The sequence below is a fragment of the Nocardia alba NBRC 108234 genome (genome assembly GCF_001612665.1).
Classification (GTDB): Bacteria; Actinomycetota; Actinomycetes; order Mycobacteriales; family Mycobacteriaceae; genus Nocardia; species Nocardia alba.
This window is the reverse complement of the sequence record NZ_BDAX01000006.1, coordinates 228,723-249,774: the sequence shown is the minus strand read 5'-3', so window position 1 is coordinate 249,774 and position 21,052 is coordinate 228,723. Positions and strand designations below refer to the sequence as shown.

The 21,052-nt window shown below is 67.9% G+C and carries 23 protein-coding genes; 13 read left to right on the top strand and 10 right to left on the bottom strand.

Annotation, left to right across the window (positions count from 1 at the left end; all coding sequences use genetic code 11):
- Positions 1-12: 12 nt before the first annotated feature.
- Positions 13-867 carry an aldo/keto reductase gene (locus NA12_RS09370; protein ID WP_067448388.1) on the top strand — a complete coding sequence of 285 codons (855 nt, stop codon included), beginning with the start codon at positions 13-15 and terminating at the stop codon, positions 865-867.
- Here the strand turns inward: NA12_RS09370 and NA12_RS09365 are convergent.
- On the bottom strand, positions 848-1,969 hold the full coding sequence (locus NA12_RS09365) for an NAD(P)-binding domain-containing protein (RefSeq protein ID WP_067448386.1): 1,122 nt from the start codon (positions 1,967-1,969) through the stop codon (positions 848-850). The two genes, NA12_RS09370 and NA12_RS09365, sit on opposite strands and share 20 nt — an antisense overlap.
- Positions 1,970-2,061: 92 nt before the next feature.
- On the opposite strand from NA12_RS09365, the gene NA12_RS09360 reads away from it, so the two are divergent.
- From NA12_RS09360 to NA12_RS33040, 5 genes are all read left to right on the top strand, one after another.
- Positions 2,062-2,790 (top strand): enoyl-CoA hydratase, encoded by a 729-nt coding sequence (locus tag NA12_RS09360; RefSeq protein WP_067448384.1) that lies wholly within the window; start codon positions 2,062-2,064, stop codon positions 2,788-2,790.
- Complete coding sequence (locus NA12_RS09355; RefSeq protein ID WP_067448382.1) at positions 2,790-3,923, top strand: MBL fold metallo-hydrolase; 1,134 nt, start codon at positions 2,790-2,792, stop codon at positions 3,921-3,923. Before NA12_RS09360 ends, NA12_RS09355 begins: the two co-directional genes overlap by 1 nt.
- 27 nt (positions 3,924-3,950) lie before the next feature.
- Positions 3,951-4,196 carry an antitoxin gene (locus NA12_RS09350; protein ID WP_067448380.1) on the top strand — a complete coding sequence of 82 codons (246 nt, stop codon included), beginning with the start codon at positions 3,951-3,953 and terminating at the stop codon, positions 4,194-4,196.
- Positions 4,197-4,244: 48 nt separating this feature from the next.
- Complete coding sequence (locus NA12_RS09345; protein WP_067448378.1) at positions 4,245-6,524, top strand: ATP-dependent DNA ligase; 2,280 nt, start codon at positions 4,245-4,247, stop codon at positions 6,522-6,524.
- Between the two features lie 74 nt (positions 6,525-6,598).
- The gene (locus NA12_RS33040; protein ID WP_174551062.1) at positions 6,599-6,772 is read left to right on the top strand and encodes an antitoxin; all 174 of its coding nucleotides are present in this window, start codon (positions 6,599-6,601) and stop codon (positions 6,770-6,772) included.
- A gap of 156 nt (positions 6,773-6,928) precedes the next feature.
- Here the strand turns inward: NA12_RS33040 and NA12_RS09340 are convergent, their stop codons facing one another.
- The 5 genes from NA12_RS09340 to NA12_RS09320 form a co-directional block, all read right to left on the bottom strand.
- Positions 6,929-7,573, bottom strand: coding sequence for a cysteine hydrolase family protein (locus tag NA12_RS09340; protein ID WP_067448376.1), 645 nt, complete (start codon positions 7,571-7,573; stop codon positions 6,929-6,931).
- Positions 7,574-7,624: 51 nt separating this feature from the next.
- Positions 7,625-8,278, bottom strand: coding sequence for a DUF8020 domain-containing protein (locus tag NA12_RS09335; RefSeq protein WP_243655036.1), 654 nt, complete (start codon positions 8,276-8,278; stop codon positions 7,625-7,627).
- A 174-nt stretch (positions 8,279-8,452) separates the two neighbouring features.
- Entirely contained in the window at positions 8,453-9,193 is a 741-nt protein-coding gene (locus NA12_RS09330; RefSeq protein ID WP_067448374.1) for an energy-coupling factor transporter transmembrane component T family protein, read from the bottom strand.
- A complete protein-coding gene (locus NA12_RS09325; protein ID WP_084472563.1) occupies positions 9,190-11,250 on the bottom strand; it encodes an ABC transporter ATP-binding protein in 2,061 nt (686 codons plus the stop codon). Before NA12_RS09325 ends, NA12_RS09330 begins: the two co-directional genes overlap by 4 nt.
- 140 nt (positions 11,251-11,390) lie before the next feature.
- Positions 11,391-12,311: a DMT family transporter gene (locus NA12_RS09320; protein WP_084472561.1), complete on the bottom strand. Its 921-nt coding sequence runs from the start codon at positions 12,309-12,311 to the stop codon at positions 11,391-11,393.
- Between the two features lie 84 nt (positions 12,312-12,395).
- Here NA12_RS09320 and NA12_RS09315 point away from each other — a divergent pair, with 84 nt between their 5' ends.
- Positions 12,396-13,280 (top strand): LysR family transcriptional regulator, encoded by an 885-nt coding sequence (locus NA12_RS09315; protein WP_067448370.1) that lies wholly within the window; start codon positions 12,396-12,398, stop codon positions 13,278-13,280.
- 12 nt (positions 13,281-13,292) lie between these two features.
- Here the strand turns inward: NA12_RS09315 and NA12_RS09310 are convergent, their stop codons facing one another.
- Entirely contained in the window at positions 13,293-14,084 is a 792-nt protein-coding gene (locus NA12_RS09310; RefSeq protein ID WP_067448368.1) for a phosphodiesterase, read from the bottom strand.
- A gap of 263 nt (positions 14,085-14,347) precedes the next feature.
- Here NA12_RS09310 and NA12_RS09305 point away from each other — a divergent pair, with 263 nt between their 5' ends.
- Positions 14,348-14,896, top strand: a complete 549-nt coding sequence (locus NA12_RS09305; RefSeq protein WP_243655037.1) for a DUF4333 domain-containing protein — start codon at positions 14,348-14,350, stop codon at positions 14,894-14,896.
- A 23-nt stretch (positions 14,897-14,919) separates the two neighbouring features.
- Here NA12_RS09305 and NA12_RS09300 read toward each other — a convergent pair whose 3' ends face one another.
- From NA12_RS09300 to NA12_RS09290, 3 genes are all read right to left on the bottom strand, one after another.
- On the bottom strand, positions 14,920-15,687 hold the full coding sequence (locus NA12_RS09300) for an RluA family pseudouridine synthase (protein WP_067448366.1): 768 nt from the start codon (positions 15,685-15,687) through the stop codon (positions 14,920-14,922).
- A 76-nt stretch (positions 15,688-15,763) separates the two neighbouring features.
- Positions 15,764-16,750 carry an adenylate/guanylate cyclase domain-containing protein gene (locus tag NA12_RS09295; RefSeq protein WP_067448364.1) on the bottom strand — a complete coding sequence of 329 codons (987 nt, stop codon included), beginning with the start codon at positions 16,748-16,750 and terminating at the stop codon, positions 15,764-15,766.
- Positions 16,751-16,818: 68 nt separating this feature from the next.
- Complete coding sequence (locus NA12_RS09290; RefSeq protein ID WP_067448362.1) at positions 16,819-17,283, bottom strand: hypothetical protein; 465 nt, start codon at positions 17,281-17,283, stop codon at positions 16,819-16,821.
- Between the two features lie 129 nt (positions 17,284-17,412).
- Here NA12_RS09290 and NA12_RS09285 point away from each other — a divergent pair, with 129 nt between their 5' ends.
- The 5 genes from NA12_RS09285 to NA12_RS09270 all read left to right on the top strand — a co-directional run bounded on the left by NA12_RS09285 (position 17,413) and on the right by NA12_RS09270 (position 21,048).
- Positions 17,413-18,237 (top strand): helix-turn-helix transcriptional regulator, encoded by an 825-nt coding sequence (locus NA12_RS09285; RefSeq protein ID WP_067448360.1) that lies wholly within the window; start codon positions 17,413-17,415, stop codon positions 18,235-18,237.
- A 49-nt stretch (positions 18,238-18,286) separates the two neighbouring features.
- Positions 18,287-18,724 carry a DUF6194 family protein gene (locus NA12_RS09280; RefSeq protein WP_067448358.1) on the top strand — a complete coding sequence of 146 codons (438 nt, stop codon included), beginning with the start codon at positions 18,287-18,289 and terminating at the stop codon, positions 18,722-18,724.
- Between the two features lie 88 nt (positions 18,725-18,812).
- Positions 18,813-18,980, top strand: a complete 168-nt coding sequence (locus NA12_RS33035; RefSeq protein ID WP_084472559.1) for a DUF4236 domain-containing protein — start codon at positions 18,813-18,815, stop codon at positions 18,978-18,980.
- 173 nt (positions 18,981-19,153) lie between these two features.
- Entirely contained in the window at positions 19,154-19,729 is a 576-nt protein-coding gene (locus NA12_RS09275) for a dihydrofolate reductase family protein (RefSeq protein ID WP_067448356.1), read from the top strand.
- 128 nt (positions 19,730-19,857) lie between these two features.
- Positions 19,858-21,048: a 4-hydroxybenzoate 3-monooxygenase gene (locus tag NA12_RS09270; protein ID WP_243655038.1), complete on the top strand. Its 1,191-nt coding sequence runs from the start codon at positions 19,858-19,860 to the stop codon at positions 21,046-21,048.
- Positions 21,049-21,052: the final 4 nt, after the last annotated feature.

Here is a 21,052-nt window from a genome sequence, read left to right as displayed (position 1 = left end):
ACCTTCGAGAGGGTGACCTTCCGCAGCGATAGCAGCCATGTCCCCACCATCGTGCTCAATGACGGGAACGTGATCCCACAGCTAGGCTTCGGGGTTTTCCAGGTTCCCGCGGAAGATGTCACCGGGGTGACGGCCGAGGCGTTGAAGGTCGGCTACCGCAGTATCGACACGGCCGCGATCTACGGAAACGAGGAAGGCGTAGGCCGCGCCATCCGTGAGTCGGGGATTCCCCGCGACGAACTGTTCATCACCACCAAGCTGTGGAACGCCGACCAGGGCTACGACAGCACCCTGCGCGCGTTCGATTCCAGCATGAGCCGCCTCGGCCTGGACTATCTCGACCTGTATCTGATCCACTGGCCGGTTCCGTCGGCGGGCCGCTACGTCGACACGTTCCGCGCGTTCCAGGCACTGAGGTCGCAGGGCCGGATCGGTTCGATCGGCGTCTCCAACTTCCGGGTGATCGATCTGGAGACCCTGATCGCCGACACGGGCGAGATCCCGTCGGTGAACCAGATCGAACTCCATCCCACGCTGGCCCAGCGTGACCTGCGTCAGTACGACGCCAATCACGCGATCGCCACCGAGGCGTGGAGCCCGCTGGGGCAGGGCACACTGCTCGACAACTCCGCCATCGTCGACATCGCGAAGCAACTCGACCGCACCCCCGCGCAGGTCATCATCCGGTGGCACCTGCAGCTGGGCAATATCGTCATCCCGAAGTCGGTCACCCCGTCGCGGATCGCCGAGAACTTCGACGTGTTCACCTTCGAGCTCGACGCCGAGGCGATGGAGTCGATCAGCCGCCTCGACTCGGGCAAGCGGATCGGCCCCGATCCGGCGACGTTCAGCGCCGGTCTGGGCTGAGCCCGAGGAAATCGGTCAGTTCGCGAGCGGCGGCCCGGCCTGCCCGGTTGGCGCCGATCGTGCTGGCGGAGGGCCCGTAGCCGACGAGATGGATGCGCGGGTCGGTGGCCACCTGCGTCGCCAACCGCCCGGTCATGGTGATCCCGCCGCCGGGCTCGCGCAGTCGCAAGGGCGCCAAGTGGTCCAGTGAGCTGCGGAAACCGGTCGCCCACAGGATCACGTCGGCGGCCTGGAAACCACCGTCGCCCCATCGCACGCCGGTGGGCTCGATCCGTTCGAACATCGGCAGCCGTCGCAGCGCACCCCGGTCGCGGGCGGCCCGCAACCGGTCGTCGAGGGGTAGTCCGGTGACCGAGACGACCGACCCCGGCGGCAGGCCGGCCCGGACCCGGTCCTCCACCAGCGCGACCGCGTCGCGCCCGTCCTGTTCGGCGAACGGCGTCTCCCGCCATCGCGGTGGCGATCTGGTGACCCATGTGGTGGAGGTCACGAGTGAGATTTCGTCCAGTAGCTGCACCGCCGAGATGCCCCCGCCGACGATGACGACATGCGCGCCCGCGAACTCGTCGGCGGTGCGGTAGTCACGGGTGTGCAGCTGGCGGCCCGCGAAGGTGTCGGCGCCCGGATATCGCGGGATGAACGGGCGCTCCCAGGTGCCGGTGCCATTGATCAGACCTCGCACGCGCAGCGTCCCCGCGCCCTCGGTTTCGACTTGCAAGACCTCGCCACGGCCCGCGCAGCTGCGGCCGTCGGCGGTCCGATCACACACGACTTTCACTGTCACCTGCCGTTGAACTCGCAGGTCGAACCGCTTTTCGTAGAGCTCGTAGTAGTGCGGCACCGCGCTGGCGGCCGGTGCCGACTCCGATCCCGTCGGCAGTGTCTGCGCGAACGACATCCCCGGCAGGTCGTGTACCCGGTTCACGGTGGTCAGGGTCAGCGAGGGCCACCGGAACTGCCAGGCGCCGCCGGGGCCGGGTGCGTGGTCGACGATGCGGAAATCGCGTTCGGGCGCCAGCCCGAGCTTGCGTAGGTGATAGCCGGCGGAAAGCCCGGCCTGACCCGCGCCGATCACCAGGATGTCGAAATCGGTCTTCGCCACAGCCGTCGATGCTAACGCCTTGCCGGGCGTTGTCGGCGGGCTGTGGCAGAGTGGGAACATCCACGAAATCTGGCAGATTCTGGGGAGGACGCATGCTCGGCGTGACCCGCGATGGTGATGTGATCACCATCGAATTGCAACGTGAGGAACGGCGCAACGCGCTCAACGAGGACCTGGTCGGGCAACTGCGCACCGCGGTACTCGACGCGGTGACTCAGGGCGCGCGCGCCATCGTGCTCACCGGCCGCGGCCCGATCTTCAGCGCGGGCGCCGACCTGACGGGCGTCTACTCCGAGTCGTTCCTGAGCGGTCTGCTCGACATGTTGCACACCATCGAATCCGTTCCGGTTCCGGTGATCTCGGCGATCAACGGTGGCGCGCTCGGCGCGGGGGTGCAGCTGGCGCTGGCCTCGGACCTGCGGGTGATCGAGCCCGACGCCTACATCGCGGTACCGGCGGCCAAGCTGGGTATCTCGGTCGACCGCTGGACGGTCTCCCGGCTGGCGGCCCTGATCGGCGGCGGCCCGGCCCGCACGATCCTGCTCGGCGCCGAATCCGTCTCCGCCGCAGACGCTTACGCCTACGGCTTCGCCAACAAGCTCGGCACCCTCGCCGATGCCAAGGACTGGGCCAAGTCCATCGCCGCCCTGGCTCCGCTGTCGTTGCAGGCCATGAAACTGATGCTCAACGACGACGGCACCGGCGACCCGGCGAGCGTGCAGCAGCAGGCCGCGCTGGCAGCCGCGTGGAGCAGCGACGACGCGAAAGAGGGCCGTCTGGCCCGGCAGGAGAAGCGCCCGGCGAAGTTCGTGGGTCGCTGATGCGGATCACCCGGCTGGCAGGTTCGGTGGCGAGCACCTTCGGTCTCGCCTGGATGGCGCGCGCGGTGTGGGGCGTGCCCACCTCGATCGGCGCGGGCCCGTCGGCGATCGCGCCGACCGCGATCGGCAAGTCCTCCTACCGCGACGGTCGTTTCCACAACACCGAGCCGGCCTCGATGCTCGCCGCGGGCGCCGCGCCGTCGCTGGTCTGGTCCGGGCTCACCAAGGGTCGTGTCGGTCGCCCGACCAACCCGGTCCCGCTGGTCACCCCCTCGGTTCCCGAGCAGGCCGCCGAACTTGCGGTGACCTGGTACGGGCATGCCAGCGCCCTGGTGGAACTCGACGGTTACCGGGTGCTGGCCGACCCGGTGTGGAGCGAGCGGGTCTCTCCGTCCCCGGTGGTCGGCCCGGCCCGGCTGCATCCGGTTCCCGGCGAGCTGTCGCAGGTGCCGCAGGTCGACGCGGTGATCATCTCCCACGATCACTACGACCACCTCGACAAGCCAACCGTCGACGAACTCGTCCGCACCCAGCTCGCGCCGTTCGTCGTGCCCACCGGCATCGGCGCGCATCTGCGGCAGTGGGGTGTGCCCGAGTACCGCATCATCGAGCTCGACTGGGGTGGCTCGGTCTCGCTCGGTCGCGACACCGACGACCGCGGCCTCACCATCACCTGCGCCGAGGCCAGGCACTTCTCGGGGCGCGGGCTCGTGCGCAACACCACGCTGTGGGCGTCGTGGGCGCTGTCGGGCCCGACCAAGCGGGTCTACTTCGGCGGCGACACCGGCTACACGAAGGCGTTCTCCCAGGCCGGGGCGGTGCTCGGACCCTTCGATCTCACGCTGCTGCCCATCGGCGCCTACGACGAGCGCTGGACCGATGTGCACATGAATCCCGAAGAGGCGGTCCAGGCCCACGCCGACCTGTGCCTCGGCGACGCGGGCCACGGCCTGCTGGTCCCGATCCACTGGGCCACCTTCAACCTGGCCTTCCACGGCTGGTCCGAACCTGTCCGACGCCTGGTGTCGGCGGCCGCCGACCGGGGTACTCCCGTGGTAGTGCCCAAGCCGGGCCAGAGGGTGGTTCCGAATGACCTTCCGCCACGCGATTCGTGGTGGGAAAATGTGGAGTGACCCTCCTCTCGAAAGGAGCATCGACAGATGAGTCTCGTGGATACCTTGAAGGGCCTGCTCGGTAAGGGCAAGGTAGCGGTCGAACAGAACGCCGACAAGATCAATGAGGCGGTCGACAAGGCCGGCACCTTCATCGACGACAAAACCAAGGGCAAGTACACCGACAAGATCGAGAAGGGCAAGGACGCGGCCAAGAAGGTCGTGCCCCCGCAGGCAGGCCCCGGCACTGCCCCCGGCGGCCCCGCTCCGACAGATCCGGGACCCAAGGCCTGATTCGGCGCGTGGGGGCCGGTAGACGGTCCCCGCGGCCGGATCGCGTCGATGGTCCGCCGGGAATTTCGGGGGGCGCCGGGTGAACCGGATATCGAGGTTGAGCTCAGCAACCTCGACAAGGTCCTGTACCCGCGGACCGGCACTACGAAAGGCGAGGTGATCGCCTACTATTCGGCGATCACCGAGGCTGCGCTTCCGCATCTCGTCGGCCGTCCGGTTACCCGGAAGCGGTGGCCGAACGGGGTCGACCATGCCGATTTCTTCGAGAAGAACCTGCCCGAGCACGCACCAGCGTGGATCCACCGGTCCGCGATCGAGCATTCCAGCCGCCGGGTGGTGTACCCGCTGATCGACTCCGAGGCCGGGATGGCCTGGCTCGCACAGCAGGCGGCCCTGGAAATCCATGTGCCGCAATGGCGTTTCGACGCCGACGAGCGCGGCCCGGCCACCAGGATCGTCTTCGATCTCGACCCAGGCCCCGGCGCGGGTCTGGCGGACTGCGCGCGGGTGGCGCTCGCCGTTCGCGACATGGTCGCGGGCATCGGCATGCGGGCCTTCCCGGTGACCAGTGGCAGCAAGGGTATTCACGTCTACGTGCCGCTGGAGCGGCCGGTGAGTTCGCGTGGCGCGTCCACTGTCGCCAAACAGGTGGCCACCAATCTCGAAGCGCTGCACCCGGATCTGGTCACGGCGACCATGGCGAAGTCGGCCCGCAAGGGAAAAGTCTTCCTGGACTGGAGCCAGAACAACGCCGCCAAGACCACCATCGCGCCCTACTCGCTGCGTGGTCGCGCCGAACCGCATGCCGCCGCCCCACGCGCCTGGGCCGAGATCGAAGACTCGGACACCCTGCGCCAGTTGCGCTTCGATGAGGTGCTCGCGCGCTGGAAAGCCGACGGCGACCTGCTGGCCGAACTCGATCCACCACTTCCCGCGGCCTCCGAGACCGGTCGGCCCACGCGCGATTCCCTCACCAAGTACCGCAGCATGCGCGACCCGCGGCGAACCCCCGAGCCCGTCCCGGAAGCGACCCCCGAGCCAGGCCCCGGCAACCGGTTTGTCATCCAGGAGCATCACGCCCGCCGCCTGCACTGGGATGTGCGGCTCGAGCACGACGGCGTCCTGGCCTCGTGGGCGGTGCCGAAGGGCCCGCCGACCGAGCCGAAGCACAATCGGCTCGCGGTGCGCACCGAGGATCACCCCCTCGAATACCTGGACTTCCACGGCACCATTCCCCAGGGCGAATACGGTGCCGGTGAGATGACGATCTGGGATTCGGGCACCTATGTCACCGAGAAATGGCGCTCCGACGAGGTGATCGTCGAGCTCGACGGCGCGCGGGCGTCGGGCCGCTACGCCTTCATCCAGACCAAGGGCGACCAATGGCTGATGCACTACATGCGCGACCAGTCCCGTCGAGAACCCGCGATGGACAGCGGATTTCCCCGCGGGCTGTCGCCCATGCTGGCCACCGCGGGCGAGGTCGAATCGCTGCCCTCCGCGGACTGGGCTTTCGAAACCAAATGGGACGGCTTCCGGGTGATCGTCGAGATCCACGACGGCACCGTCACCGTCCGTAGCCGCGCGGGCAACACCGTGACCGCCCGATATCCGCGCTTGGCCGCCCTCGGTGAGGACCTGGCGGGACACCAGGTGGTGCTGGACGGCGAAGCAGTGGTCCTCGACGATGCCGGACTCTCGGATATCTCCGCGCTGCAAGCGGATTCGGCCCGCGCGGTATTCGTCGCCTTCGACGTGCTCTACCTCGACGGCACCTCGCTGCTGCGCAAGAAGTACGCCGACCGCCGTGCCGTGCTCGAGGCGCTGGGCAGGTTGTCGCCGTCGATGAATGTCACCGCGCTGCTCGATGGTTCGGGGGCCGAGGCGATGGAACTCAGTCGCGAACAGGGCCAGGAAGGGGTGGTGGCCAAGCGGCGGGAATCGGTGTACCAGCCGGGCAAACGCAGCCAGACCTGGCTCAAACAGCGCAACTGGCGCTCACGCGAGATGGTGGTCGGTGGCTGGCGGCGCAGCGAGAAACGGCCGTTCAAGTCGCTGTTGCTCGGCATACCGCACGCGGACGGCCTCGTCTACGTCGGCCGGGTGGGTACCGGATTCGGCGACGATCAGTCGCGGCGGATCGCCGCCGCACTGCACGGACTGCGGCGCGAGACCTCCCCGTTCATCAACGAGATGACCGCCGAAGAACGCCACGACGCGCAATGGGTGACTCCCGAACTCACCGGCACCGTCCGGTTCCAGTCGTGGACCGACACCGGACGGCTCTGGCATCCCGTGTGGGACGGTGTGACGAGCTCGCCACGATGATGCCAACCGCGAAAGCTGCGGTGTTGCTACGGTAATCGCGTTGTACCCGGTGCCGAATCAACGAGGAGTACGCGGTGGATTTCAAGAACCTGGCGGGCAAGGCGATGGACCTGGCCGCCCAACATGCGGACAAGGTCGACAGCGTCATCGACAAGGCAGGCGACGTGGTCGACGAGAAGACCGGCGGCAAATACAGCGGCCAGGTCGACTCCGCCCAGGCCGCGGCGAAGAACGCCATCCGGGATTGAGTTCTTTTTTGGCGGCTGGCGCCGCGGGGTTTTCGGCCCTGATTGCCTCGAATCCGAGGGGCGATACTGCGCCTTCGGCGTTACGCCTCGCCCCTCGGATCCGAGGCGGCCGAAAACCCGGTGCTGGGGAACCAGCGCTGGGAGTTCGCCGGGGTGCTATCGGTTCTCGGCCATCAGGCCGGAGATCGTGTCGACATCGGTGACGAGCGCATTGCCCTGGAACGCTATGTCGTCGTAAGCGCGCGCTATCGCTTCCTTGTCGCGGCCGCCGCAGGCGTCGCTGATGACCACGGGGACGAAACCCAGATCGGTGGAGTGGGTCACGGTGGGCGCGATGCCGATCTCGAGTGCGACGCCGGCGATGGCGTAGGAACCGATGCGCAGATCGCGCAGCAGGGTGGCCAGGGGTGTGCCCTCGAAGGCCGACATCGACATCTTGTCGAAGACCAACTCGTCGTCGCGCGGGACCAGTTCGGGTACCAGCTCGAACGACGGGGTATCGCGTTGCAGGATGAAGGCGACGTCGTCGATTGATTCGGCGTTCTGCCAGCTCATCAGCAGCCGCATCCCGTATACGCCGGTCAGGCGACGCGGTGGGAAGAAGTGCCGCAGGAAGATCACCGGATAGCCGCCGCGGCGGGCGGCTTCGACCACCCGTACAACGCGTTCGGTGATCTCCTGGCCGTCGGGCAGCTGACCGAGAACCCCGACCTGCATGTCGTAGACGATCAGCGCCATTCGGTCGGGCGCGCACAGATCGCCGAGGTTATCGGGGATGTCGAGTCCGTTTCCTTGTCGCACCGACGCCAGTGTAGGCGTCGGTGCGACGGTGGAATCGAACTGTGGCGCAGACTATTTGGTCTGCTCTGCCCACTGTGTGGTGCCTGCGGGTGCCTGGAGGGTGTTGATCAGATCCAGGCCGGCGATGATCAGCGCGGGTCCACCGACGACGAGTGTGCCGATGATGCCGCCGACGGAGGCGCCGGTGACGAGGCCGGGAATCGCGCCGACCAAGCCCGCGGGCAGGCCGACGATGAAACCGATGGTTGCTCCGATGGCCATGCCGATGAAGCTGCCGACGGCGCTGGCAAGAGCGAAGGTAGCGGCGAAATTCGACTGCGCCGCATAGTTTTCCGCAGGTGAGGCGACGGGTTTCAGGTTGGGTACGGCAGCCGCGACGTCCTTGACCGCTGTCAGCTCGAGCACCTTGCCGCCTTCGTGAACCGTGTGCGGCAGCGGGTATTCGAGGTTGCCGTCACGGACTGACAATGGCAGTGAGACCAAGGTCGCGCCCGCCTCGTCGCGGATGTCGACGGCACCGCCGGTGATCGCGAAGGTGCCGTGCGTGAGTGTGGTGATGACAGTGTTGCCGACGAGTTCGGTGTGGTACCCGACATTCGGTGTCACCGAGTCCGCCCCGGCGACTCCGGTTCCCACCAGTGCTGCCGCGAGCACCGGAACAGCGACCGCGGCAATGTTGCGGATGATCATGTGAACAGTTCCCATCTGATCCATCAGGTGTGAGTGCTCGAACAAGCGCCGTGGTAGTGACTTTCCCCTTGAAATTGCTCATGACCGGCGCGTAACGCTGCCCAGCTCGAATTTCCGTGACGAACCATAGCGTGCAGAAGGGTTCGGGGGCAGTGGATTCGGGGTATTGCGCTCAGCCGATGACGGTGCTCAGCCGATGACGGTGCTCAGTGCCACGGAGCCGGCGCAGACCGCGACCACGAACCCGAGGGCGATGGCGTCGCGTCGGTGTGGCGCGCTCGGATGCGCAGTCAGCATGCCGGTGCCGCCGCGCGCGGTGATCGCCTCGCCGAGTTCGCCCGCGCGCCGCGACGACACCGCCATACACGCGGTGAGGATGTCGATGAGCGGGTTGTCGGCGGCGCGGTGCATCAGGTTGTCCTTGGGGCGCAGCTTGCGCGCGGCGCGCAGTACCCGGATCTCGTCGAACAGCAGCGGCAATCCGCGCAGGGTGAGCGCGACGACCACGGCCCATTCGTCGACCGGCAGGCGCAACTTGCGCAGCGGCGCACCGAGCTTCGCGAGAGCGGGGGCGATCTCGCCCATCGGCGTGGTGAAGGCGATCAGGAACGAGGCGGCCACCAGGACCAGCCCGAAGACGAAGATCTGCGCGTAGCCGAGCACGGCCTTCATCCCGATCGGCGCGTTGATCAGACCGCCGAGCACGACGAGTCCCCAGAACCACCAGGGCGGTCGGGGGATCGCGCCGAGCGGTAACCGCGCGAGCACCCAGATCAACACCAGAAAGGCCGTGATCACGCCGAGGACCGGCCAGGACGGCAGGAACATCAGCAGCAGGCTGATTCCGAACGCGGCGATCATCTTCGTGCCCGCCCACAGGCGGTGCACCACGCTGTCGACCGGTACTTCACGCAGCAGCACTGTGCTCATGGGGTCGTGCCTTTCGGTGCGCTGGTGTGTGCCGTCGCGCCTTCGTCGCCGTGACGGCCGAGGGGCAGGCCGGCCACGAAGGCGGGCTTATCGTGTGCGCGTTCGGTTCTCGGGATCGCGTGGCCGTCGGCCGAGACCACCACGCCGTCGTCCAGGTGCACCGTGCGGTCGCAGACCATCGCCATCTCGGCGACGTCGTGGGAGATGATGATCAACGTCAGTCCTGAATCACGCAGCCGGGCAAGCAGTTCCACGATCTCGGCGCGACCCTGTGGATCCAGGCCCGCCAGCGGTTCGTCGAGGACGACCACCTGCGGCCGACTCGCCACCATGGCGGCGAGCACCACCCGCTTGGCCTGCCCGCCGCTGAGCTCCTCCACCGAACGGGCGGCGAGGCGGCGGTCCAGGCCCACCGCGTCCAGCGCCTGCCCGACCGCGCCCGAGCCGGTCGCCCGCCCACCCCAGTCGGCGATCTCGGCGCCGACCGTCTGCTTCTGTAGTTGCAACCGGGAATGCTGGAAGGCCAGGGCCACCCCGCCGACCTGCTTGTCGACCGCGGTGCCGCGCAGTTCGCAGCGTCCCGAGCTGGGCGCGATCAGTCCCGCGATGATCCAGGCGAGGGTCGACTTGCCCGACCCGTTGCCGCCGACGATCAGCAGCGCCTCTCCCTGGAGGACCGACAGATCGATACCGTGCAGTGCGGGCGCCTCCCACGGGGTACCCCGGTTGTAGGTGTGGCGCACGTCTGCGAGTTCGAGGACGGGGGCGCCCATCGGCCTGCGGCGCTGGTCGCGGGCCGGGTGCGGCCAGCTCGCGAGGTGGTCGACCATGCGGCCGCGGGCGAGGTGGATCACCCGGTCGGCGGCGGTGGCGTCGGCTTCGTGGTGGGTCACCAGCACCACGGCGGTGCCGTGCGTGCGCGGGAGTTCGGCCAGCAGCGCGACGAGTTCACGGCGACCGTCGGGGTCGATCATCGAGGTGGCTTCGTCGGCGATGAGCAGCGCCGGGCGGCGGGCGAGCGCGGCGGCCACGGCGAGGCGCTGTTGCTGGCCGCCGGACAGGGTGGCGGTTTCGCGGGCGCCCATCTCGCCGAGGCCGACCTCGGCGAGTAGCGCGTCGACGTCCACTTCGGCCGCCGATTCCGCCGACAGTCCCCACACCACGTCGTCGGCGACCGAGACGCCGAGTGTCTGGCTCTCGGGTCGTTGCAGGACCAGCGCCGTGCCGCCGATCGCGCCCAGGCCCGCCGAACCAGGACGGTCCACCGCACCCGTTGTCGGCGGCCTGCCCGCCAGCACCCGGGTCAGGGTCGACTTGCCGGACCCGTTGTGGCCGACGACGGCGACGAACTCGCCCGGACGAATGCTGAGGTCGATGTCGGCCAGCGCGTCGACATCGGCGCCCTCGTACCGATACCCGACCCCGTGCAGAACGACCGGCAGCGGCCCCACCGGCCGATCGTCGAGCGGCGCGTCGAGTCGATCGCTGCCGGGTAGCCAGGCGAGACGATCGAGTACCGCCCCGAGCACGTACCAGGAGATCACCGTGCTCACCAGGACTCCGAGCGCCACCGTGGCGCCGATGTAGATCCACCACCAGCGCAGCACCACGTCGACGGTCTCGGCGGCCAGTCGGCCGAGCGGTTCCAGCGCGGACGCCCGGCCCGCCAGATTCTCGATGCCCTTCGCGGTATTGCTGATCGCGTCGAAGAACAGGTCCCTGGTTCGGGCGAAGACCAGCAGACTGCCGACGGAGAACAGACCCCAGCCGACGCCGGCGACGACTCCGAGCGCGAACACCGTCGGGAATCCGCCACCTCGGCGCTTCACCGTTCCGATGATTCCCGCGAGGGTGGCCGCGCCGAGCACGCCGAGCGCGGGCATCACGCCCGCGGCGACGAAGGTGACCAGGGTGGCCGCGATAGTGGCGGTGACCAGTGCGCGCAGTCGATACCGCTGGGCGAGCAGGCCCAACGGGACTGCCGCGACGAGCTGCAACGCGGCCGCCATGGGAACGAGTGAACCGACGGTGATCAGGCCGACGGTGAGTCCGGCCATCACCGCGCCGCTCGCCAGTTCGATCGGGCGCAGGGGACCGCTCGGCAGACCAACGGGCTTGTGTCTCACGTGTCCAGTCTGCCAGGGGGTCGGGTGTGCGGGCGTGGTGCTGATGTGGAGATCGTGTGGGGGCGTGTCGGCTACCGGAGCGCCGGGGCAGCGTCGTCCCGGTGCCGGGCGGCGGTCCGTGGGCGTCGCTGGAACATGCTCGGTCGCAAGCGCGCGATCGCGACGCCGGTCAGGCACAGCGCGCCGCCCAGGAGCGCGGTGGGGGTGGGGACCTCCGCGAGGAAGAGCCAGGACATGACGATGGCGAGGGCGGGCACGGCGTAACTGGCGGACGCGGTAACCCCCGCGGGGGTGTTTGCGAGGGCGTAGGCCCAGAGCAGGAAGGCGAGGGCGGTCGAGACCAGGCCGAGGTAGACGACGCCGATGGTGGCGGAAAGCGGCGCCTCGGCCAGTTCGCCCGCCATGGTCGGTGCCCACGGCAGCAGGACGACGGCTCCGGCGACAGCGCCGAGGGCGGTGGCGGTGAGCGGGTCGGTGGACCGCAGCACCAGTTTCTGCGCCACCACGCTGATGCCGTAGAGCAGGGCGGCCGCGACCGCGAGCAGCACACCGACGCGGTCGCGCTGTCCCGGTCCGGTGAACGCGATGATCGCGGCGCCGGCGAAGCTCACCGCGATGCCGACGAGGAGTAGCGGCGGGAAGCCTTCGTCGAGAAACGCTCCGGCCAGCACCGCAACCACGATGGGCGCGATATTCACCAGGAGCGCGGTGGTGCCCGCGTCGAGATGCTGTTCGGCGGCGTTCACCAGCACCGTGTAGAGCCCGAACCACAGCGCGCCGTAGGCCATCGTGAGCCACAGCGCGGTGCCGCGCGGCATCGCACCGCCGCGAAACGCCAGCACCAGCACCAGCACCACAGCGCCGACCAGCAGCCGACCGGATGCCATCGCGGCGGGTGAGACGTAGGGCGCGATGGCGCGGATGATCACGAACGACGATGCCCAGGCCAGCATCACAGCGACCAGGGCGAGAGCGGGCAGGCGTGACTTCATGCCTCTACGGTGGACCGGTGAAGTGGTAAGCACAAGCGGGTATTTGCCATCTAATATTCAGTAGAACTGAATCGAGGAAACCGCATGATCGACACCCATCGCTTGATGATCTTCCGATCCGTGGTCGCCACCGGTTCGGTGGCCGCCGCGGCGTCGACGCTGGGCTACTCGCCGTCGGCGATCTCCCAGCACCTCACCGCGCTCCAGCGTGAGACCGGCTTGCGACTGCTGGAACGGGTGGGTCGCGGCGTGGTGCCGACCCCGGCGGGACGGGTGATCGCGGCGGAGGCCGCCAAGGTGCTCGACGAACTGACCGCGCTCGGGTCGACGGTGTCGGACCTGCGCGCGGGCAAGGCCACCCGGATCACGATCAACTCGTTCAGCTCGGCGGGCACCAACTGGATGCCCGATGTGGTCGCCACCCTCACAAATGAATTCCCCGACACCAGGATTCGCCTTCGCATCGTCGACGAGCTGGCCGCGGCCTCGGACAACCGACCCGATATCGCGCTCACGGTGCGCTTGGACAAGCCGGCGCAGGTCGTCGGCTACACCCATCACGACCTGATGACCGAGCCTTATGTGGCCGTGGTCCCCGCCGACCACGAACTCGCGGCACGCACCACCGTCGACGTCGCCGAACTCGAGCGATACCGCTGGATCGACAGCGACACCAGTCACGGCCCCTGTCGACAGGCGATGCTGAACGCCTGCGCCGCAGCGGGTTTCACTCCCCGCTTCGTGGTGGAGACGACCGACTTCCCGTCGGCGCTGCGATTCGTGGCGCGCGGTATCGGCATCACCGTCATCCCGCGCCTGGGCGCCACGGAACTCCCGCCCGGTTCTCGTGCGCTCGCGCTGGCCAACCCGACGCCGCAGCGCACGATCTGCGCGCACATCAAGGACTCCGAGTCCCGCAACCCGGTCGTCACCCGGACGATGGAGTTGCTCCGGGCAGCCGCGAGCTAGCCGACACCGTGGTCAGGCGGGTGGGGGCTCCGAGAGCCAGCCGCCCATCGCGACCGTTCGGAAATATGTTGTGAGACCGAAGTTCTCGTCGATGATGTGCAGTGCGATCGCCGGATCGGGCGCGTAGTCCATGACGCGGTGTGGCAAGGTCAGCTCCCATTCACCGCCGAGGACGGAGGCGGTACTGGGGCAGGTGATCATCGGTTTGCCCGCGAAGGTCGTCGCGATGGCGGCGTGGGCGTGGCCGGTGAGGATGCCGACGATGCGTGGATCGCCCGCCACGACGGCGGCCAATCGGCTGGGATCGGTGAGTGCGATGACATCGACCACGGGACTGTGGACGCGCTTGGGCGGATGATGCAGAGCGATCAGGACGGGTCCGTCGCCAGCTTCGGCGAGCGTCGCGCGCAGCCAGTCGAAGGTGTCCTCGCCCAGCAGGCCCGCGGGCTCACCCGGGATGCTCGAGTCGAGCATGATGACGGTGAGCGCGCCGACGCGGTACACGCTGTTGACAGGCGTCGTCGCGGCCGGCTCGCCCAGCAGCCCGGTCCGGAAGTTCGCGCGGTCGTCGTGGTTGCCGGGCAGCAGGTACACGGGGATGTCGCTGCTGCCGCCGCCGAGCAGGGCCTGGCGGGCCTGGGCGTACTGCTCCGGCGTACCGGAATCGGTGATGTCGCCGGTCACGAGGATGACGTCGGGCCGGTGCGGCAGGTCCGCCAGATAGCCCATCACCGCCTCCACCCGTTCGGTGTTGCGTGCGCTGAGGTCGAAGTGGGTGTCGCTGAGTTGGGCCGCCAGGATCATCGGCAGTCGCTTTCTTCTCCGGGATCGCTCCGTTGCGTCAGAGTGCGCCGGTATGGGTCATCGGCACCCCTCCAGGCTAGATGACCTGGCTTTTCTCGTCTTCATGAGCCGTACCACCAGCGAAAACCTATTCAGTGGTCTGTGTCACTTTTCACGCTGGCGGATCCGTCGGTTCCGCCGTGCTGCGCGAACCGATGTGCTGGTGGAAACTTGTGTGCGCATTCCGGTAGGTTCGCGACGCGATCTTGCGTAACTTGATCTATGTGGCCAACACTGATGCTGTGCATCGTCCCCGCACCCGGGTTGTACTGGGTGCCTTGTCGATTCCGGTGACGCTCGCCCTGTTCGGGTGCAATGCGTCGATCTCGATCGGCGGCCCCGACTACGGGGCGCTGGAGAAGAACATCACCACTGAGCTCGACAACGCCTACGCGTCGATGTCGCGCAAGGTCTCCTCGGTCAAATGCCCACGGCTGGCCGACGATCCGAAGGCCGGCGACACCTTCGTCTGCATCGCCGACCTCGCCGACAACGACGTGCGTGTCGACGTGACGGTCGAAAACGACGAGGGCGCGGTGAAGTTCACGACCCGCGATGTCGTGTTCGACCTCGCCGCGACCGCGAACGGACTCACCACCGATGTCGCGAGCCAGGTGGGCTTTCCGGTGACGGTGAACTGCGGGCAGGGTCTGAAGATCGTCGAGGTCGGCAGCACCTTCACCTGTACGGCGCTCGACACGAACGGCGACTCGGGGACGATCGAGGTGACCGCCCGCAACGCGGGTGACAGCGACTGGCGACTCGTGCAGTAGCTCCCGGTCGTCGCCGATCGAAGTCAGCTCACGACGAGCCGGCGCGCGGTGTCGAGTAGTCGTGCGGCCTCGTCGGGGTCGCACGTCACCGGCTCCCAGAAGTCCGGGCCGGGAGTGGCCTCGAGGTCGAGGACCGGTGGCGTCAGCCAGTCGGCGGCGAGGCCGAGTTTCCACGAGTGCAGGTGGGTGCGGGGCAGCGCGGCGGTGCGGTCGAACAGCGGGTCACCGAGGATGGGGTGGCCGATCCAGGCCAGCTGCACGCGAATCTGATGGCGACGCCCGGTCACCGGCCGTAGGGCGAGCAGCGCGTGCTCGCCGCGCCGGGCGACCGTGCTGAACAAGGTCTGTGACGGATAGTTCTTCGCGGGCAGCAGATCCGCCTCGTCGACGAACCACCGGTCGGCCTCGCGCTGGATCGCCTCGCGTGGCGCCGCGATCCGCACCCGATTCTTGCGCCCCACGCTCAACGGCAGATCGAGCTCCCCGTGATCGGGCAGACCGGCGCCCGCCACGATCGCCAGATACGCCTTACGCGCGGTCTGATTGTTGAACTGCCTGGTCAGCGGCCCGTGCGCGGCCAGGTCGGTCGCCAGCAGCACCAGTCCCGAGGTCACCTTGTCGATTCGGTGCACCGGATACAGCTGCGTCCCCGCGACCCGCGCCAACTCCACCAGATCGGTGTCGTGTCGCTCCCCGGTCACCGAGATCCCCGATGGCTTGTTCAACGCGAGCACCGCGTCATCGGCGAACACCGTGTAGTCCTCGCGCACGCCGCGCCAATCCAAGTCCACTACGACACCCTAGGCAATGGTGTGGTGACCCCGCTCGAAGACTGGTCAGCGGGCGGAGTCGGGCCCCCTACCGCGATCATGCCTGCCGTAGGCGGTGGGGGCGCAGGCGGTTGAAACCGCGAACGCGAACGCTGCGCAAGTGGCGGATGGCGAACTCGGGGCTGTCGTCGAGTGCCGAGGCGGCGGCGTCGTCGATGAGGATGTTGCCCGGTCGGGCGACGCCGGTGAGGCGGGCGGCGATATTGACCACCGAGCCGTAGAGGTCGCCGAAGCGTTGCAGTACCTCGCCGTAGGCGAACGCCACGCGCAGTTCCGGCGTGCCGCCGACGAGCATGGTCGATTCCTGGATGGCCAGTGAGATGCGGGCTGCGGCGGTCGCTGTCTCGGCGGCGAACATCACCTCGTCACCGACGTTCTTGATGACCCAGCCACCGTTGTCGGTGATCGCCGAGGTGGTGGTCGATTCGAAAGCTTCGAGCAGCGTGGACAATTCGTCGGGGTGCAGGTGCCTGGTGAGTCTGGTGAAGCCGACCATATCGGCGAATCCCACCGCCAGTGTCCGCATCGAATCCTCGCCCAGCGTCTCGGTCGACCTGGCGACCGCGGCCGCCAGGTGCCTGCGCCACACATACGTCTGCAACTGTTCGATGCTCGCCATGGTGGATTCCGTCGCGGCACTGACCCTGTCCGCCAGCGGAATCGCGGGATCGGCCGCTGCGGTGCGCGCCTTGATCTCGGCCAGCACCAGGTCGGCCTGCCACTCGGCCAGCCGCGCCATGCCCTGGCCGATCGTCCGCGCGGCAGCGGCCTGCTGCCGAATATTGGACGCGTACACCACTTTCATGTTCCGAAAGTTGGTGACCGCCGTGATATCCATCTGCGTGAAGTCGAGCTGGTCGTCCGCGTTGGCCGGAAATCCCATCGCTGTCCACAGCCGCCGCGATTCCCCCTCCGGCACTCCCGACTGCTCGGCCACCTGGGTACGCGTGTATTTCCTGGGCCCGCCGAGCAGCGACTCCTCGACGCTGCGCTGCACCAATTCGGTCATCTCGGCGTCCGGCATACCTAGACTCTACGACGCGGCGGCCACGGCAGACAGCACCCTCGCACCGGCATTGGGCACCTTCACAATCAGCGCAGCACACTGTAGGTGGCCGACAGAGTGAAGCCGTGCTCGCCGACCTCGCAGCTCACCGTGCCCTGATAGCCGATGCCGCAGGTGGTGTTCTCCCGGGTGATCCGGTGCCCTTCGGGCAGCGTCTTCGCGCCCGGGTGGGTGAAGATCGGGCGGTCGGCGTCGACGAAGTGCGCCGCCTCGAGGATTGCGACCCGGAGCTGATCGGTGCCCGCGGGCGCGTCGATCGGGACCGCGTCACACCCGGCCGGGCCGTTGTTCCAGTAGATGGCGCAGTGCCGTCCGTCGGGGGTCGTGAAGAAGACGCTGCCCGCGTATTCGGGTTCGGAAACCTGGTACGCGACGGGGTCGACCGGCGTGTAATCGCCGAGTCGCGATTGCGCCGCGGCCGGTCCCGTGGCCAGGGAACCGGCGACGAGCGCGGCCCCGGACAGCACAATGAGTGTGGATCGGATCAACATGGACGTCCTCCCTCGAACGTGTCGTACCTGGTATTTCGCCGCCACTACGCAGCTCGTTAATCGGCTGAACGAATTCCTTCGCAAGGTGCGATGCACGGGTATCGGCCGCTACCTTCTACGCTGGCTGCCATGTCGTCACCCGCTCTCGGCGAATTCCTTCGCACCCGGCGCGCCCGCATCTCACCGGCCGCCGTCGGACTGAGCGAATACGGTCGCCGCAGGATGGTCGGATTGCGCCGTGAGGACGTGGCGCGGCTGGCCGGAATGAGTGTGGATTACTACACCCGGTTGGAGCGGGAGCGAGATCAGGATTTCCCCGATTCGGTGCTCGACGCGGTTGCCCGCGCGCTACGTCTGGATGCCGCCGAGCGCGACCACTTCTACACGCTGGTCCGTCCCGCCGACCCCGACTACAACTACGCCCCGCTGGTTCGCTCCGGCACCCGGCTGCTGCTCGACTCGATCAGCACGCCCGCGTTCGTGCTCGGGCGCCACATGGAAGTGCTCGCGTGGAACGGCATGGGCGACAAGGTGTTCGGATTCGAGGCGGTCACCGAACCCGAACGCAATCTGGCCAGGTTCACGGTGTCGAACCCCGAGGCGGGCGTCTTCTATCCCGACTGGGAACCTGTCGCCGCGGAGACCGCCGCGTACCTGCGCCGCCAGGTGGCCCGCTGCCCGCGCGATCGCCGACTGACCTCGCTCATCGACGAACTCACCGCCGCCAACCCGGTGTTCCACCGAATCTGGACGATCTACACCACGGCGGACACTGCGCACGGTCACCGGCTGATCCAGCACCCGGTGGTGGGCCGGATCGAATTCGCCTACGAGACATTGGCTTTGCCGGGCGACGCGGACCAGCTGCTCGTGGTGTACACGGTGGCCCCGGATTCGGCGGCCCGCGAAGCCGTGGCCACGTTGGGTGCGCGGGAACTGGTCGGCGTTCGCTGACGGCTCAGCTCGGTTGAAGTGTTCGGTCCTCGAATGAGACGCTCGAACGATGACGATCGAGGAAATCACCGAGTATGTGACCGGCCTCGGCGGAGTGCTGGTGCTGCGACCGACCGAGGGAAGTGAAGCTCCCGAGATCAGCTGGGGCGACTCCTTCTTCTACTACGCCCCCAACGGCGTGGTCCCCGCCGGTCAGCCCTTCGCCACCATCGTGACCAAGGACTACCCCGGCGACGAGACCTCCGACCTGAACCGCCCCGGCAGTTTCCGCGTCAATATCGCCGTGAGCAAGACGACCTTCGCCGACGCGGCGGCCCCGACCGACGCGAGTATCGAGGACACTGTCGTCGCCCATCCCGTCTACGCCGCCGCCAACTGGCTCGCGGTGATCAATCCGGCGACCGCGACCGAGTCGACGGTCCGCGCGTTGCTGCGCGAAGCCCACGACCGGGCCCGCACCCGATCCGAGCGCCGCGCGACCGAATAGTCGAGCCTGCGATGGCTACCGCCGACCTGCGGAAACCGGTGGGATATAAACGTATCGGCTATCCTGGTGGTGATTCAGGGAGGTCGCCATGCCCATCAAGTTCCGCCAGCGCAAGTCCTTCGGTCCGCTGAAGTTCAACTTCACCCAGTCGGGCCTGTCGTCCTGGGGCATCAAAATCGGCCCCTGGTCCTGGAATTCCCGCACCCGCAAGAACAGCGTCGACCTTCCAGGCCCCCTGAGCTGGCGCCAGCGCTGATACGGCGCTGCCGGACTCGCTCCGCGCCCACCGCTTCCTGCGACGATCGCGTGGTAGTTACTACGCCGATGCCTTCGTCTCGAATCTGTGTCGGTTTCCTCCGATACAGTCCGGCGAGTGTTCCCTAGGCTGCTCGCACGCAGCTACCGACGCTCGTATTCAGGAGGATTGTGATGGCACGCGAACTGGTCTACACGGGGTTCATGTCGCTCGACGGTGTGGTGGACTCGCCCGGTGGGAAGGTCGAGGGGCATCGCAGTGGCGGGTGGGTGATGGAGACCGAGTTCGTGCCGGAGGCGTTCTCGCTCAAGGGCGAGGAACTCGCCGACACCACCGCGCTGATGTTCGGCCGCCGCAGCTACGAGGCGTTCGCCCCGATCTGGCGCGATTCCGAGGATCACGCCGCGTACAAGGAACTGCCCAAATATGTTGTCTCCTCGTCCCTCACCGACGATGCGCTGATCGAGGGCTGGGGCGAGATCACCATCCTGCGCTCGACCGCGGATATCGAGAAGCTCAAGCAGACCGACGGCGGCCCCATCTACATCCACGGCAGCGCCGAACTGGCACAGCACCTTTCGGATGCGGACCTGATCGACCGATACAACCTGCTCGTGTTCCCGGTGCTGCTCGGCGCGGGCAAGAGCCTGTTCGGCCGCGCCGACCGACCCGCACAGCAATTGCGACTGCGTGATTCGGCGACCTATTCCAACGGTGTCGCCAAACTGGTCTACGACGTGGTGCGCTGAGCGAGAGTCTGCTGATGAGTGCGATGGCCAACTGAAAACCGGTCGCACAAGAGACAAGGCGCGGGTCGAGGAAACGCACCGATTCAATGTTGCACGGAAGTAGGTGCCGGGTCCTCTAAGTTGAGCCCGTGCCTGAGCCAGCAGACATTTCCGACAGTGCGGTACTCGTGCTCGGGGCAGGTCCCGCTGGCTTGGTCCTGGCCAATCTGCTGTGCGCCGCGGGCGTCGAATGCGTGGTCGTGGAACGGCGCGGCCGGGAGCACGTCCAGCAGCGGGCCAGGGCCGGGTTTCTGAGCCCGCGCAGTGTGGCCCTGTTGCGCGAGCACGGTCTCGACCAGGGGCTCGCGCGAGTGGGTCGCGAGCACGATCGCTGCGAATTCCGCAGTGCGGCAGGCCGGTTGGACCTGTGCTATCGCGAACTGGGTAGCGGCGGCGTGCACACTGTCTACCCGCAGCAGTTGCTGGTGACCGACCTGATCGCCGAGTTGGAGCGCCGCGGCGGGCAGATCCTGTTCGACACCACGGTGCTGGCCGTCGGTGATCTGGACAGTGCGCGACCGTGGGCGCGGCTGCGCGCCGCCGACGGCCGCGAACAGCGATGCTCGGCCCGCTATATCGCGGGCTGCGACGGCGCTCGCGGCATCGCCCGGACGGCCCTGCCGGTCGCACCCGCGGTGCGCGACCACGCGATCACCTGGCTGGCCCTGCTCGCCCGCGCGCCGTCGACCTCGGACAGCGTCATCTATGGTGTGCACGCCGCCGGATTCGCCGGGCAGATGCCGCGTAGCCCCGACATCACCCGCTACTACCTGCAGTGCGACCCCGGCATCGATGTGCGGGACTGGGACGAGCAGCGGATCTGGCACGAACTGGACGAGCGTTTGCAGGCCGAGCGCTACGGCGCACCGCCGCGCGGGCCGATCATCGAGCGCAGCCTGGTCCGGCTGCGCTCGGAGATCCTGGACCCGATCCAGTACGGCCGCCTGTTCCTGGTGGGGGACGCCGCCACCTCGATCAGCCCGTCCGCGGCCAAGGGCGCGAATCTCGCGATCGTGGAAGCGGGCATCCTCGCGCCCGCGCTCGGGGCCGCCGTACACACCGGGGACGAGACCGAGCTGCGACATTACTCGCAGCGCTGTCTGCCGCTGATCCGGCAGGCCCAGGAGTTCTCGCACTGGATGATCGAGCTCCTGCATCCGCCCGCACCGAACGATCCGGAAGCCGAGTACCAGCGTGTGCTGCGCCGGGCCCGGCTGCACAGCCTCACCACCTCGGCCCACCATCGGCACCATTTCGCGGAAAGCTACGTCGGCCTCTGAATCT

Coding starts and splice junctions, on each gene's coding strand:
- NA12_RS09360 (WP_067448384.1), top strand. CDS start 2,062: ATGCTCGGCGTGACCCGCGATGGTGATGTGATCACCATCGAATTGCAA.
- NA12_RS09355 (WP_067448382.1), top strand. CDS start 2,790: ATGCGGATCACCCGGCTGGCAGGTTCGGTGGCGAGCACCTTCGGTCTC.
- NA12_RS09350 (WP_067448380.1), top strand. CDS start 3,951: ATGAGTCTCGTGGATACCTTGAAGGGCCTGCTCGGTAAGGGCAAGGTA.
- NA12_RS09345 (WP_067448378.1), top strand. CDS start 4,245: ATGGTCCGCCGGGAATTTCGGGGGGCGCCGGGTGAACCGGATATCGAG.
- NA12_RS09335 (WP_243655036.1), bottom strand. CDS start 8,278: ATGGGAACTGTTCACATGATCATCCGCAACATTGCCGCGGTCGCTGTT.
- NA12_RS09330 (WP_067448374.1), bottom strand. CDS start 9,193: ATGAGCACAGTGCTGCTGCGTGAAGTACCGGTCGACAGCGTGGTGCAC.
- NA12_RS09325 (WP_084472563.1), bottom strand. CDS start 11,250: ATGGCCGGACTCACCGTCGGCCTGATCACCGTCGGTTCACTCGTTCCC.
- NA12_RS09320 (WP_084472561.1), bottom strand. CDS start 12,311: ATGAAGTCACGCCTGCCCGCTCTCGCCCTGGTCGCTGTGATGCTGGCC.
- NA12_RS09315 (WP_067448370.1), top strand. CDS start 12,396: ATGATCGACACCCATCGCTTGATGATCTTCCGATCCGTGGTCGCCACC.
- NA12_RS09310 (WP_067448368.1), bottom strand. CDS start 14,084: ATGATCCTGGCGGCCCAACTCAGCGACACCCACTTCGACCTCAGCGCA.
- NA12_RS09295 (WP_067448364.1), bottom strand. CDS start 16,750: ATGCCGGACGCCGAGATGACCGAATTGGTGCAGCGCAGCGTCGAGGAG.
- NA12_RS09290 (WP_067448362.1), bottom strand. CDS start 17,283: ATGTTGATCCGATCCACACTCATTGTGCTGTCCGGGGCCGCGCTCGTC.
- NA12_RS09285 (WP_067448360.1), top strand. CDS start 17,413: ATGTCGTCACCCGCTCTCGGCGAATTCCTTCGCACCCGGCGCGCCCGC.
- NA12_RS09280 (WP_067448358.1), top strand. CDS start 18,287: ATGACGATCGAGGAAATCACCGAGTATGTGACCGGCCTCGGCGGAGTG.
- NA12_RS33035 (WP_084472559.1), top strand. CDS start 18,813: ATGCCCATCAAGTTCCGCCAGCGCAAGTCCTTCGGTCCGCTGAAGTTC.
- NA12_RS09275 (WP_067448356.1), top strand. CDS start 19,154: ATGGCACGCGAACTGGTCTACACGGGGTTCATGTCGCTCGACGGTGTG.